15 protein-coding genes are annotated in these 13,445 nt (G+C 65.3%); all 15 read left to right on the top strand.

Going from position 1 to position 13,445, the window contains the following annotated elements; translation table 11 throughout:
• On the top strand, positions 1-778 hold a 778-nt coding region (locus tag ACQKDV_RS06485; RefSeq protein ID WP_427782946.1), incomplete at its 5' end, for a terminase gpA endonuclease subunit.
• The gene (locus ACQKDV_RS06480) at positions 778-1,110 is read left to right on the top strand and encodes a hypothetical protein (RefSeq protein WP_427782945.1); all 333 of its coding nucleotides are present in this window, start codon (positions 778-780) and stop codon (positions 1,108-1,110) included. The genes ACQKDV_RS06485 and ACQKDV_RS06480, both read left to right, overlap by 1 nt.
• Before the next feature lie 92 nt (positions 1,111-1,202).
• The gene (locus tag ACQKDV_RS06475) at positions 1,203-1,421 is read left to right on the top strand and encodes a DUF6148 family protein (protein WP_116862924.1); all 219 of its coding nucleotides are present in this window, start codon (positions 1,203-1,205) and stop codon (positions 1,419-1,421) included.
• On the top strand, positions 1,421-2,953 hold the full coding sequence (locus ACQKDV_RS06470) for a phage portal protein (protein WP_427782944.1): 1,533 nt from the start codon (positions 1,421-1,423) through the stop codon (positions 2,951-2,953). Before ACQKDV_RS06475 ends, ACQKDV_RS06470 begins: the two co-directional genes overlap by 1 nt.
• Position 2,954: 1 nt before the next feature.
• Positions 2,955-5,195: a ClpP-like prohead protease/major capsid protein fusion protein gene (locus tag ACQKDV_RS06465; protein WP_427782943.1), complete on the top strand. Its 2,241-nt coding sequence runs from the start codon at positions 2,955-2,957 to the stop codon at positions 5,193-5,195.
• Between the two features lie 69 nt (positions 5,196-5,264).
• Entirely contained in the window at positions 5,265-5,618 is a 354-nt protein-coding gene (locus ACQKDV_RS06460; RefSeq protein WP_427782942.1) for a DUF2190 family protein, read from the top strand.
• Positions 5,619-5,698: 80 nt separating this feature from the next.
• Positions 5,699-6,130 (top strand): structural protein P5, encoded by a 432-nt coding sequence (locus tag ACQKDV_RS06455; RefSeq protein ID WP_427782941.1) that lies wholly within the window; start codon positions 5,699-5,701, stop codon positions 6,128-6,130.
• The gene (locus ACQKDV_RS06450) at positions 6,130-6,471 is read left to right on the top strand and encodes a hypothetical protein (RefSeq protein ID WP_427782940.1); all 342 of its coding nucleotides are present in this window, start codon (positions 6,130-6,132) and stop codon (positions 6,469-6,471) included. Before ACQKDV_RS06455 ends, ACQKDV_RS06450 begins: the two co-directional genes overlap by 1 nt.
• Positions 6,468-6,959 carry an endopeptidase gene (locus ACQKDV_RS06445; protein ID WP_427782939.1) on the top strand — a complete coding sequence of 164 codons (492 nt, stop codon included), beginning with the start codon at positions 6,468-6,470 and terminating at the stop codon, positions 6,957-6,959. The genes ACQKDV_RS06450 and ACQKDV_RS06445 overlap by 4 nt, the downstream gene beginning before the upstream one ends.
• Positions 6,956-7,279, top strand: coding sequence for a head-tail joining protein (locus tag ACQKDV_RS06440; RefSeq protein WP_427782938.1), 324 nt, complete (start codon positions 6,956-6,958; stop codon positions 7,277-7,279). Before ACQKDV_RS06445 ends, ACQKDV_RS06440 begins: the two co-directional genes overlap by 4 nt.
• On the top strand, positions 7,272-7,760 hold the full coding sequence (locus ACQKDV_RS06435; RefSeq protein ID WP_427782937.1) for a hypothetical protein: 489 nt from the start codon (positions 7,272-7,274) through the stop codon (positions 7,758-7,760). Before ACQKDV_RS06440 ends, ACQKDV_RS06435 begins: the two co-directional genes overlap by 8 nt.
• A gap of 10 nt (positions 7,761-7,770) precedes the next feature.
• Positions 7,771-8,571, top strand: coding sequence for a hypothetical protein (locus tag ACQKDV_RS06430; protein WP_427782936.1), 801 nt, complete (start codon positions 7,771-7,773; stop codon positions 8,569-8,571).
• A 71-nt stretch (positions 8,572-8,642) separates the two neighbouring features.
• Positions 8,643-9,293 carry a hypothetical protein gene (locus ACQKDV_RS06425; protein WP_427782935.1) on the top strand — a complete coding sequence of 217 codons (651 nt, stop codon included), beginning with the start codon at positions 8,643-8,645 and terminating at the stop codon, positions 9,291-9,293.
• Complete coding sequence (locus tag ACQKDV_RS06420; protein ID WP_427782934.1) at positions 9,286-13,032, top strand: Laminin subunit alpha-2; 3,747 nt, start codon at positions 9,286-9,288, stop codon at positions 13,030-13,032. The genes ACQKDV_RS06425 and ACQKDV_RS06420 overlap by 8 nt, the downstream gene beginning before the upstream one ends.
• Positions 13,029-13,445, top strand: a complete 417-nt coding sequence (locus tag ACQKDV_RS06415; RefSeq protein ID WP_427782933.1) for a hypothetical protein — start codon at positions 13,029-13,031, stop codon at positions 13,443-13,445. Before ACQKDV_RS06420 ends, ACQKDV_RS06415 begins: the two co-directional genes overlap by 4 nt.

The raw sequence follows: 13,445 nt of genomic DNA, 5'->3' as shown, positions 1-13,445 counted from the left end.
TCGGTTGGCGGTCCACACCATTGGCTGGGGGCGTGGCATGACCGCCTGGACCCTCGACTATGTGGAACTGCAAGGTGATCCCGCAGAGGATGCTGTGTGGGTTGCGCTGACGGATCTGCTTAACCGCGCCATCGAGCGAGCTGACGGCGCTCTTCTGCGGCCGATGGCAGTTGCTATCGATGCCGGTGGCCACCGCACGGAGGCGGTCAAGAACTACGTGCGCCAGCGCCGTGTCACCAGGCCCATGTGCATTTTCGGCGCTGTACCGAACAATGCCCCAGTCCTGTCCAAGGGCAAGCTGGCTGACGTGACCTGGAACGGCAAAACCGACAAGCGTGGCATCACCATTCACCACGTCGGCACCGTGGCTGCGAAGCACTATCTGTACAGCCGCCTCTCTGCCGATGCGGAGCGCGCCGTCGAATCGCGCCTGGTGCATTTCAGCGATGAGCTGCCGGATGAGTACTTCCCCGGTTTGGTGTCGGAGGTCTACAACCCGGTGAAGAACCGATTTGAGAAGAGGGTTACACGTAACGAGCCGCTGGACACTTGGGTCTATGCCTATGCCGCCGCGCACCACCCGGAGGTCCGCCTGCATCGCTACACGCGTGCAGACTGGGACGTGCTGGAGGCCCGCCTGCTGCTGACCGTGAACACCACGGATTCCCGTGAAACAGCGGCACCGGCTACCGAAGTAGAGGCGAAGAGTGTTTCGCGTGGAACGCAACAGGTCCGGCCGCGTAGCAGCGGGCTGGCGCGAGATGGGTGGGCGCTGTAATGGCAAAACGTACCGAGTCAGCGGAAGAGCTGAAGGAGCGGATCCTGGCCGCAATGCGGGCCGATATCGGAATCAGCGAACGCATGGCGCTGCCGTTCGTTGAATCGGTGATGCAGTGCTTTGCCGGTGAGCGACCATATTTCCCTGCGGCGCCTCGGGAGTACCCGATGGCTGAAATAAGGGCCGCGCTGGTAGCTGGGATTCCCGTGAAACAGGTCATGTCCAAGTTTGACCTTTCCCGGGCGAAGCTCCACGACCTGTTCCCGGGAGGGCTACCGAGGGCCGCGAAAAGGCAACTGTCCACGACTTTGGCAAAAGTGGAGACAAAATAGTTTTTCTGTCCTTGTAGATCAGTGAGTTGCGACCACCACTGTCCACGAGTTTGCCTAGAACGTGGACAGTCGGGTGCCTAGCCTATGTAGTCATGAAGACTGCTCAGGAAATGCTGGATTTCTACATCGACGCGGAGGTCGCCGTCCTTTCGGGCCAGACCGTTCGTATCGGTGATCGCCAGTTGACCCGGGCGGACCTGGCCGAGATCCGTTCCGGTCGGAAAGAGTGGCAGGCTGCGGTGCTACGTGCAGGCTCGGTTGCCGGTCGGCGGGCGCGCTGGGCCAATGCCGATTTCGGCGGGGTGACCTGATGTCCTCCGCGCAGATCGCCAAGGCACGATTGGACGCCGCACTCGGCGCGGATCGCGCCATTCAATCAGCGCGGGCACAGATGGCTCCGGTCTTCGCGCGCGCGCACGAAGTCACGCGGCCGTCGCGAAACCGAAAGTTGGCGAGGGACTGGGGCAGTGGCAATGCCATCGCAGGGATGGATGCGCGCCAGCTCCGCGACCAGGCCCGCCATCTGGAGCGTGACCTCGATCTGGCAGACAACGCGTTGAATGTTCTGGTCCAGAACACGGTTGGCGCAGGCATCGACGTGCTCTCTGCGCCTCGGCTCCCCGGGCAGCCGATCAACCGCGATCTGGCACTGCAGCTGGACGACCTGTGGGACGCTTGGTGGGATGCGCCCGAGGCCACCCGCACGCACGATTACGGGATGTGTCAGCAGCTGCTGGCACGCAGCTGGTTCCGCGACGGTGATGCGTTCTACCAGGACCTGATTGGAACCGTGCCGTACTTCGAGCACGGCACCGCTGTGCCGTACAGCTTCGAGATGTTGGAGGCCGACCTGGTGCCGTTGGACTTCAACGATCCGGCGCGCAACATCCTGCAAGGTGTCGAGCGCAACGCCTGGGGCCGGCCTATCGCGTTCCACGTCTACAAGAGTCACCCGGGCGATCCGATGGGCGCGCGGCTGGAAACCAAGCGGGTTTCTGCCGAGTTCATGCACTGCATCGCGCTGATGAAGCGCCTGCACCAGGTGCGGGGGCTCAGCGTGTTCGCGAGCGCCATGTCCCGCTTTGAGGACGTGAAGGACTACGAAGAATCCGAACGCATTGCTGCCAAGGTGGCGGCGTCGATGACGTTCCAGATCAAGAAGGGCAGCGGCGAGCAATACGGCGCGGATCTGGGTGGCCAGGCCATCCTTCAGGACGGTGTTCCGATTCGTGAGCTGCGCCTCGCCCCCGGCGCGATCTTCGATGATCTGTTGCCTGGCGAGTCGATTGAGAGCCTGGGCACCGACCGGCCGAATCCCAATGCCGCCACCTGGCGGAAGGAGCAGTTGCGCGCAGCTGCTGGTGGCATCGGCGTGAGCTATTCCAGCCTTTCGCTGGACTACAACGGCACCTATTCGGCACAGCGTCAGGAGCTCGTCGAGAAGTGGGGCAGCTACCTGATGCTGGCCGAACGCTTCATTGCGCTGTGCGTGCGACCGCAGCGCATGCGTTTCGTGGAGGCATGCGTGCTTTCGGGCCGCGTGCGCCTGCCACGCGGCTGGACGCTGAGGGACCTGGCCGCTTCAACGTACGTCCGACCGGTGATGCCGTGGATTGATCCGTTGAAGGAGGCCTACGCGCGCGGCGAGGCGGAGGACCGCGGCTGGGTGTCGCCGCAGCAGAACACGCTCCAGTACGGCAACAACCCCGCTGAGGTCCTGCGTCAGCGTCAGGACTGGCAGGAGCAGACCCAGACCCTTGCGCCGCCGGCGCCCAACACCAGTGCAGAAGCGCGTGCCCAAGTCTTGGGCCAGCTGACGCGCGATCTCTCCAGGAGCGAATGACATGCGTGCACGCCTGTTGGCCAGCGCGATCCAGAACACCATCCGCGCGGAAGCGGCAACCGAAGCCGAGCTCGGCCCCGCGCTGTATCAGGTCCGCGCGGAGGCCGATGTCGCCGACGTGATGATCTATGGCGCCATCGGTGGCTATCTGTTCGAAGAGTCGGTGTCCGCTGCCGACCTGGTCGAGCGGATCGGCCAGATCACGGCTGGCACCATCCACGTGCGCTTGAACAGTGTTGGTGGTGTCGTCGCTGACGGCATGGCAATCCACAACGCACTGCAGGCCCATCCGGCGCACAAGATCATCACCGTGGAAGGGCAGGCCGCTTCCATCGCCTCGCTGATCCTGCAGGCCGGTGATGAGCGCCGGGTCTATGCCAGCTCCCTGGTCATGGTTCATGCGCCGCGCACCGTTGCTGCCGGCAGCGCTACGGCATTCCGTCAGAACGCGGAGGCGCTGGACGCGCACGCGTCGGCCATGCTGGAGGCCTATGCGGCCCGTTCTGGTCAGCGTGAAGAGATGGAGCGACTGCTTACCGACGATGCCGACCACTGGTTCTCCGGTCCGCAGGCCGTCGATGCCGGTCTGGCCGACCTGGTGGTGGACGCCGACCCCGGGGCCACGGCTATGTGGTCGTCGGCATCTACCGTCGCGATCCGCGGCTATCTGCAGTCCATCGAGGGTGCTGGCGCGCCCGTTTTGTCCCAGCTGCGTCGAAGCATCGTCGCCAGCCTCTCTCCGCAAGTATTCGCCTCGCTTCCCGAGGTCAGCCAGTCGGCCGTGATCGGCCATATCGAGGATCCAACCATGAAGAAGCAGTACAGCGCCATCCTCGCGAACGCCGGTCGACAGAGCCCGGCAGTCGCAACCACCGCTGCCGCGCCGGTCACCCCGGCCGTCGCTGCGCCTCCCGTTTCCGCGCCGACGTCGGGCGATCCGGTCCAGGCTGCGCTGGGGGCGCTGCGCGAGCGCAACGCCCAGATCCAGGCCATTGCCCTCCCGCACATGGGCAACGAGCAGGTCCGCGAGTACGTGGGTGGCGTGATGGCGCAGGCGGACTCCAACATCACCGCCGACGCGGTGGGTCGCCACATCCTGGCACTGCTGGGCAGCAACGCTGCACCGCTCAATGGCGGTGCGGCCGTCACCGCTGGTACTGACCAGCGCGATCTGACCCGCTCGGCCATGTCCAATGCGATCCAGGCTCGTGCCGGTCTGGTCCAGGCGACGGATGGCAATGCCTTCCGTGGCATGTCGCTCACCGAGATCGCCCGCGCCTGTGTGCAGCAGGCCGGTGTGGACACCCGGGGGATGGAGCGCTTGGAAGTGGTGGGCATGGCGTTCACCCACAGCAGCTCGGATTTTCCGCAGCTGCTGGGTGACGCCTCGCGTCGGGCCCTGCTGCAGGGTTACCAGGAAGTGGAAGAAACGTTCGACCAGTACACCCGCCCGGTGAATGTGAGCGACTTCAAGCCGACCAACCTGGTGGGTCTGGGTGCCTTCTCTGATCTGGATGTCGTCCCGGAAGGCGGCGAGTACAAGCAGGGCTCGTTCTCCGAGCAGTCGCAGGCCATGAAGATCGTGACCTACGGAAAGCTGTTCACCATCACCCGTCAGGCCATCATCAACGACGAACTGGGCGTGTTTGGCGACGTGCCGCGAAAGATGGGCCAGGCGGCACGCCGTACGCTCGCCAAGGCCGTGTTCGACCTGATCAACAGCAACCCCAAGCTGGCCGATGGGAAGACCCTCTTCCATGCTGACCATAACAACCTGCTGCCGGCGGCGTTGATCAGCACTGCCAGCGTCGGCGCGATGCAGGCCGCCATGCGCCTGCAGAAGGATGCTGATGGCAATCTCATCCAGGTGCCGATGCGCGGCCTGTTGACGCCGGTGGCGCTGAGCGGCCTGGCAAAGACCGTGCGCACCGCGCAGTTCGCCGTGGGCGCGGGCGTCGGCAGCAACGACCCCAACATCGTGCGTGAAACCTTCGAAGTCTGGGACGACGGTCGTCTGGACGCCAAGAGCGCTCAGGCCTGGTACGGCATCTCCAACCCGGCCTACGTCGACGGCATCGTGGTGGGCTATCTCGACGGCAACCAGACGCCGTACCTGGAACAGCACCAGGGCTTCACGGTCGACGGCGTGGCCTGGAAGGTGCGCCTGGATGCGGCACCGGCGATTGCCGACTACCGAGGCATCTACAAGAACCCCGGCAACCCGGCACCCGCCCAGGGCTGATCGCCCGCCATGGAGATCACCACGAAAGCGGCGGTCTCCTGAACCCATTCACGCATCCGGAGAGTATTTATGAAGAACGCACATCAGGACGGTCGCGTGCTCGACGTGACCCTGACCGCTGACACCAAGAGTGGCGAGCTGGTGGTACAGGGCAAGCTGGTTGCCGTCGCCGTTACCGATGGCAAGGCTGGCGACACCATCGCCACGCACGTCGAAGGCGTGTTCGAGCTTCCCAAGCTGCCGGCCGCCGTATTCGGTGTCGGTGCCGCCGTCAACTGGGACACCGCCGCCGATCACGCTATCGCTGCGGCAGCCGGTGCCGATCAGGTTGCCGACATCGGGTTTGCCGTCTACGCGGCCGAGGCTGGCGCGCTGACCGTGTTCGTCCGGCTGACCCCCGGCTCCGCCGCGGCGGGCACGTAACCAAACAGGCCGGCACCGCTCACATGCGCCCGGGTGGCGTGAGCGGTGCCGGTTCTTCCACAGCGACAACGGGGGATCGCATGGGCACCACCAGCACGCCGCGCGGCGTACGCAACAACAATCCTGGCAACATCGACCGCACCAGCACGCCGTGGCAGGGTGAGGATCGATCTGCCGCCGCCATCGCCCGCGAGCAGCGCTTCTGCGTGTTCCTGACCCCGCAGGCCGGGTTCCGCGCACTGGCGAAGACCCTGCTCACCTACCAGCGCAAGCACGGCCTGCGCACGGTGAAAGAGATCATCGGGCGCTGGGCGCCGCCGGTGGAGAACAACACCGGTGCCTATGTCCAGCAGGTTGCCACTGCCGTGGGCGTTGCGCCCTCGGAGGTCATCCGCTTGGACAATGCAGTCACCCTGAGCCGTCTGGCTACCGCTATCGCCAGGCACGAAAACGGTGGCATGTACTGGCGGCCCGACGTGGTCGACGCCGGCGTTGCAGAGGCGCTGGGCTGATGGTCGGCGGCGGCGTTACCGCCCAAGCGCCCTGGTGGGCGGCCGGAAGCGTCGTCGCGCTCTGGCTGTTTCGTGAGGTCTGGACGGCATTGCTGGCGCGACGTAAGGATCGCACCGAAACCGATGCCAATGTCGATCTGCTCAATGGGCTCATCCAGCGCGTGAAGTCGCTGGAAGAGTCACAGGCCCAGACAACCCTGAAGCTCACTGAAGAAATCAAGCTGCGCATGACCGCGCAGGAGCAGGCCCATCGGTTGCGGTTGCGGATCATGTCGCTGGAGGCGGCGATGCGCGGGGTTGGTGCGGTCATTCCCCCCGAAGACCCGGTGGAATCAGCATGATCCGCGCCCTCATTGTCGCTGTCCTTTTGCTGCTGGGCGTCATCGTCTGGCAGCGCGGCTCGGTCTCCATCGCGCACCGTGCGGCCGACCATGCAGCTTCCAGCCGTGACGCCATGGAGGCCGAGCGTGATGACGCCCGCGCTGAGGCCGATGCCGCGGCCGAAACCCTGAAGGCGGAGCGCAGCAGCGCCGCCGCCGCGAACGCCTTGGCGTCCAAGTACGAAAAGGAAAAGAACGATGCACAGACGGCATCTGATCGCCTTGTCGCTGATCTTCGCGCTGGCAACCAGCGCCTGCACCAGCGTTGGCAAGCGTCCATCGCCACCGCAGAGCTGTCCGCAGCCGCCGCCGCCGCCAGCCAGCCTGATGGTCGAGCCGACGACCGAATCGAAAGTGCGGGCCGAGCTGTTGGCGCCGCCGCCCAGTGCGACGCCCAGGTGAGGGGGCTGCAGGCCTATGCCCTTCTGTGTTCGGGGGGTGCCCGGTGAGCGAGCGGGACTTCCTGCGCCAGATGGACGCAACCATTCATGGTGCGCTGGCAATCGCCGGCATGGTCTCCACCGCCACGGTCACCTCGGAGAAGGCCGGCGTCGTGACTGCGGGCGTACGGATCTACGTCGACCGCGATGTGGAGACCGTCGGGGATCTGCAGCAGTTCGTTGCTGGACGGGTCGAAATCGCCTACCTGCGAGCCGATGTTGACCCGGAGCAGGGAGACCGCGTCGAAGTCGATGGCGAGGCCTTCGTGAACGTGAAGAAGCTCAGTGACGACGGCTCCCGCAGCCGGTGGCTGGTGCGCCGTGGCTGAGTTGGCTGAACCCCTCTCCTGGCAGCTGGTCGAGTTCTTGCGCGATCGCGTGAAGCTGATCCGCACGTCGGCCGGATTCCGCACCGATATCGGGAGCGGGCTGATCGTGGTCGACGATGATGAGGTGCCCGAGGACCAATCCGAGCCCGCCACCGTCATCTCGGTCCAGCAGCTCTCGCGGAGTGGCGGCGGTAGCGCCCAGGCAAGTTCCGACGCCGCTATCACCATCGAGTTCGAAGTCCCTCGCGGGAGCGGTCAGGAGAACCCACGGTTGCTCGTTCACCGTGCCAGGCACGACCTGATCCGCGCCCTGACCCTGAACGCCAAGATGCTGCCGATGGGCGTCACCGCCTTCGAAGTGCTGACAACCCAGATGGCAACCCTGGAAGACGACGCAGGGCACTCCGCCGTCGTCGCTCAGATCACCGCGCGGGCGGGTCTGACCGAGACCTTTGAGCCCGTCCCCAACCCGAACCCGTAGGAGCAACACCATGGCACAGCCCAAAGTCCGTAAGTTCGCAGGCGATCTGCGTTTCTGGGAGCACGGCGCGAACGGCGCTCGCATCCCCGTTATCCCCGAGCCGGCCGACAAGTTCGGCAACCAGCCGCTGGAACAGTCGTCGCTGACGTTCAGCTATGAAGCCGGCGACTCAGTGGAGATCAAGAGCAAGCGCCGTGACGCACGCTATCAGCAGATCATCCACAAGGACACCAATCCGGGGGTCACCAACGTCTCCATCACCGCGCTGGAAGTGCCGACCGCCATCCTGGCCCGCATGCTCTACGGCACCCTGGTGTCCACCCAATTCGCCGCCGGTACCGCCACCGACGTGTCCGTGACCGTGGGTAGCGTGGATACGCCGGTCAAGCTGCCGCACAACTTCCTGCTGGCCGACACCGCGCCAGTTTTCAAGAAGGGTGCCGACGATCTGGTGGAAGGCACCGACTACACCCTCGATCCGGTGCATGGCCTGCTGATTCCGAAGATCGGCGGCGCGCTGCAGGCCGGCAACACCGTGGTGGCCACCTACACTTACGACGCCTACCTGGAAACCGCCATCAGTGGCGGCACCACGCCCAGCAAGTCGTTCCAGATCCTGGGCGATATGCAGGACCGCATCAGCGGCGACGAAGGCCTGCTGACGATCCCGAACGTCGACCTGACTGTGGATGGTGATGTGGACTGGTTCAGCGATGAGCCGATCCAGGTGACCCTGACCGGCCCGGTGATCTTCCAGTCCGGCGAGACCGATCTCTACACGTTCAAGATCGCGGCGCAGGCGGCGGGCTGAGCGGGCTGGTGACCTCGGCAAGGGGAGGGCGCTCGAACGGCGCCCTCCCAGCATGAATCAGGAAGGGTTTAGTGGCATCCAATCGCGCCAACAACCTGCTCAAGTACTACGTAAGCGGCCGTCGCGCGAAGGGCTTCCACGGCCTGGCCGACCTGGCCGGCGAAGTGCTGAACCGCTACGACCTGTCGGTGCAGCGGGCGTTTATTGGGCTTCAGCGGCGCGCTGGGCCGGCCACCACGCAGGAAGTCCGGGCCTCCTACAACCTCCGCGCCTCGGCGCTTCGCGGGAAGTACCGCGTGGAGACCGGCGAACGCGGTTACAGCACCGGGAAGCGCGGCAGGGATGACTTTCTGGCGATCTGGGCCAGCACCCGGCAGATCTCGCTGATCGAGTTCGGTGGTCGCTGGGCGGGCCGGAAGTCCAAGGGCGCGACGGCCAGCATCGGCCTGGGCGAGTTGAAGACGTACGAGGGTGCCTTCATCGCCACGATCAAGGGCCGCAAGGCCATCCGGGTGCGCAGCTGGGATCGGGCGCAGCAGAAGCGTCATGGCCGCGGCCCGGTTCGCATCCTGCGTGGCCCCAGCCCGTTCGAGATGCTGTCCGGCGCTGACGGTAACAGCCGTGCGCTGACCGCGCGTCGTCGGCTCATGGATCGCCTGCATACCACCTACGTGACTGAACTGCGCCGCCAGTGGCGCATCAACGGAAGCTCCAATGGCTGATCGGCTGGAAGAAGCAATTCGGGTTGTCATCGAAACCCAAGGCCGCGAGGGCGTGGACGAGCTGCGCGCGGCATTCGGCGACCTGGGTGATGTATCGGTCGAGACCGCCAGCAAGGCATCCAAGCTGCTGGATTCGCTGACCGGGCTGAATGAGGCCGCATCCAAGGCGGACGCCTACGACGGCATGCTTATCGACCTTGCCGAGCTGGAAAAGCAGTTCGGAGCCAACCAGCAGGCTGCTCTGTCCCTCAGCCTCAGCATCGGCGAGATGGAGAAGCCGTCGCGCGAGGTGCTGGCTGCCCAGCGCGAGCTGCGCAAAGAGGGGGAGCGCCTGCAGAAGGCGCTTGCCGAGCAGTGGGACGCGGTTGCCAAGGCAGATACCGAACTGTCCTCGCTCGGCGTCAACACGGCCAACCTGGCCGACCACCAGCAGCGCCTGCGTGTCGAGGCCACCCGCAGCGCGGCCGCGCTAAGCGAGCAGGCCCGTGCCGCCGCCGCCGAGGCCGAGGCAGGCCGCCGGCGCAAGCAGCAGATCGAGGAAGGCGAGGCCGCCTTCCGCAAGCAGGCCACCACCAGCAAGGCTGCCGCGAAGTCGCTGGCCGAGTACCGCGAGCGCGCCGCTGATGCTGCCGCCGGCAGCGGAGACCTGGCCTCGGCGACCGAGAGCACAGTCAGCTGGTTCGGCCGGCTCAAGGCGGTCGCGGCGGGTGCGATCGCGTTTGTCGGCCTGAACAGGGTTGTCGATGGCATCAAGGCCATCGTGAAGGAAGGCAGTGACGCCGAGCAGGAGCTTGCACAGCTGGAAGCAGCCTTGCATGCCACGGGCCGCACCAGCGAGTTCACCGCACAGAGCCTGGCTGCCATGCGCCAGCAGCTGCAGAGCGGGCTGTTTGATGATGGGCAGATCAGCGCGGCGCAGGTGCGCCTGCTGTCCTACACCAACATCGTGGGCGAGCAGTTCCCGGCTGCGATGCAGATCACCATCGACCAGGCCCAACGGCTGGGCATGTCGCTGGAGCAGTCGGCTGAGACGGTGGGCAAGGCGCTGCAGACGCCTTCCAAGGCGATGGAAAGCCTGAGCAAGCAGGGCTTCACGCTGGATGACAGCCAGAAGGCGCTCATCAAGAGCTTGGAGGCGACCGGACAGGTCGCGCAGGCGCAGTCCATCATTCTGGACATGCTCACCGAGTCCTACGGTGGTGCTGCTGCCGCCGCCAAGGTCGGCACCATCGCGGGCCTGTGGAAGACGGCAACCGACCGTTTCAAGGATTGGAAGCAGGAAGTCGCTGACCAGGGCGTGCTGACCTACTTCAAGGAACAGCTGACCACTCTGCTGACCACGCTGGATCGACTGGCCGCCGATGGCAGCCTGTCGCGCTGGGCCAAGCAGACGGCCCAGGCCATCATCACCATGGCCGAGGCAGTGAAGGGTGCGACCAAGTGGGTGGTTGAGCACGCCAGGCTACTTGCCTTGTTGGCGGCTGCGTACGCACAGTTCAAGATCGTCGGCGCGATCATGCAGTTGAATGCTTGGCGCATGGCGCTGATCGCTACCACCACGGCGCAGCTGGCGAACAACGCAGCGGTTGCCGCTGGTGGCCGGGGAATAGGACAGCTTGGTACGGCTCTTGGCGCTTTATCCAAATCCGCCAAGATGAACATCTGGATAGGCCTCATCTGGGGCGCCTATCAGGGCTTGAAGGTACTCAAGACCTTCGCTGAGGACGTCTATCGGCACCACAGTCGTGCATTGGCGAAAGCCGGAGATGCAGAAAGGGCGTACTTGAATGTCGTGCGTGATTCCGGACTGAGCCTACGGAAGCACGCCATCGATTTCATCGCCTATAGAGATGTAGTCATCAAGTCGGCCGAGGAAGTTTCCAGACTGGGTGAGGCTGAGCGGCTGGCTTATGAAAATCGCCTGTCCGGGCTGGAGCAGTATCTGACCGCGCAGGAAGGCTTCCTGCTGATGCAGAAGAAGTCCGGCATGGCGACGGCGGAAGAGCTGCAGCAGCTGGGCCAAGTGACGCAGCAGCTGCTGGACGTGTCAACGGGGTTCGCGGCGTTGCGAACCGGCGTCCAGACTGCGGCCGATGCGATGAAGAATGGCATCGGTGGCGCGGCGCAGCTGGTTGTGGCGCAGCTCGAAGGCATCGACAGCAATGCCAAGCTGGCGAACGAGTCCATCCGCAAGATGTTTTCCGGCCTCAACTTTGCCGATACGTCCACGCTTGCCTCCGTGGGCGAGGCTCTGGGCTTCATCGCAGCCCAGGGACGCGTTGCCGAGCGCAATGTGCGTGACGGGCTGCTTGCGACCCTGCAACAGCTGTCGGGTGAAGAACTTGCCCGGTTCCAGGGCGCGACCCAAGCGGCCTTCGATTCGCTGCCGCAGGCGGCGGTAAACGCCACGGCCGTGCTGGAGACCACCCTGCTTGCGGCGATGAACAAGCTCGGTGTGGCCTCGGGCCAGTTGGGCGTCAGCTTCACCCAGGCGGGCCGGGATGCCATTGCCGCTTTCGGCGCCGTCACCGAGAACGCTGTGGCGACGGGCACCCAGATTGAGGCGGCCTTCAAAGCGGCGCTGGGCAATGTCGCCACGCTGGATGAAGCCCGCACCTTGGGCAACCTGCTGCAGGCAGCGGGCGAGCAGGGGCGCGTGGGCTTCGACTCGGCCGCCCGGGCGGCATCCGCGCTGCGTGCTCGTCTTCGGGAGATCGAGGCAGGCCTGAACCCGCTGACCGATGAGTTCCAGCGCCTGGGTATCCAGTCCCAGCAGTCGCTGAATGCCGCACGGGATTCGGCTTGGGAGGCGTTCGAAACGATCCGCAAGGGTGCTGCCAACGGCAAGGCATCGGTGGAGGACGTGCGCCGTGCGTTCCGCGCCTACGCCGACACCGCCAGGGCCGCTGTCGCGGACAGTGATGCGTGGCGTCGCGCCCAAGTGCAATCCCAGCTGGATGTGCAGAGGGCTGCCTACGATACGGGCGATTCACTGGAAGAGCTGGGTGCCAAGGGCGAGTCTTCCATGGGCCGCATCGAGCAGGGGGCGCAGAAGGTGTCTGGCGCGTTGCGGGAGGTCAAGCAGGCGTCGGATGAGGCGGGCAGCGGCGTCGAGCGGGTGGCCGAGGGCGCTGATGCGGCGGGCAACAGCATGAAGACGGCATCGGCTGCGGCCGGCGGGTTCTCCATGAACATGGGCGAGGTCTCCGAACGCACAAGGGAACTGCTGGCCCAGATGAAGGGTCCCAACGGCCTGCAGCAGTTTGCCAACGTGTGGAACGCGCTGTTCGAGCAGCGGCAGGATCTGGCGAAGTACACCGAAGAGCAGAAGCAGCTGCTGGACGGGATGGATGAGATCTCTGGCAAGCGCAAGGAACTGGCGCAGCGCTTCGACCTGGTAGGGTCCAGCGAGCTGGACGCCATCGTGCAGCTGGAAAGCCAGATCGAATCCAAGCGCCTGGAGAAGGAGCAGGCAGCCAAACAGGCGGCTGAAGAGCGGCGACGTGCCGCACTCGCAGAGGCTGATGCCCAGGCCAAGGCGGACGCTTCCCGCATCCAGGCGGGCGACAACAAGGAACAGGTTCTGACCATCGACTGGAAGGCTCCCAGCAAGGAAGTGGTGGCCGGCGCCACGGCGGCCGAGATCCAGCAGGCCGAGCGCATTGCCGGCCTGGTCGCGCCCATCGTGCTGCGCAGGATCGAGCGTAGCCGCGCAGTCTCGGTGAGGGGGGCGCGATGAGTAGGGTTGCGCTTGCCGGGATCGAGCTGCCGGCGGATCTGCAGTGGACCGATGAGTTCACCGCTTGGCGTATCGGTCAGCAGGTGCGCACCAGCCTGAGCGGGGCGCTGATCGTACAGGAGTCTGCGCGCCAGGCCGGGCGCCCGATCACGCTGCAGACCACCCGCGATGGTCAGGCGTACGTCGCCCCTATCCAGCTGGATGTGCTGCGGCAGCTGCAGTCCCTGAGCGAGCAGCTGCAGGCCGCGCCCATGACGTTGGTGCTGCCGGCGCACAACGGCGGCGACCGAACCTTCCAGGTGCGATGGCTGCGCACTGAAGGGGCTGCGCTGGACGCCCAGCCGTTGCGCTTCGCTACCCCGGCGGTCGACGCCGATTTCTTCTCCATCACCCTTCGCCTCATGACGGTCTGA

The sequence above is a fragment of the Stenotrophomonas sp. NPDC077659 genome (genome assembly GCF_050268705.1).
Lineage (GTDB): Bacteria > Pseudomonadota > Gammaproteobacteria > Xanthomonadales > Xanthomonadaceae > Stenotrophomonas.
The sequence above is the reverse complement of the archived record's forward strand: the minus strand, read 5'-3'. Positions and strand labels throughout refer to the sequence as shown.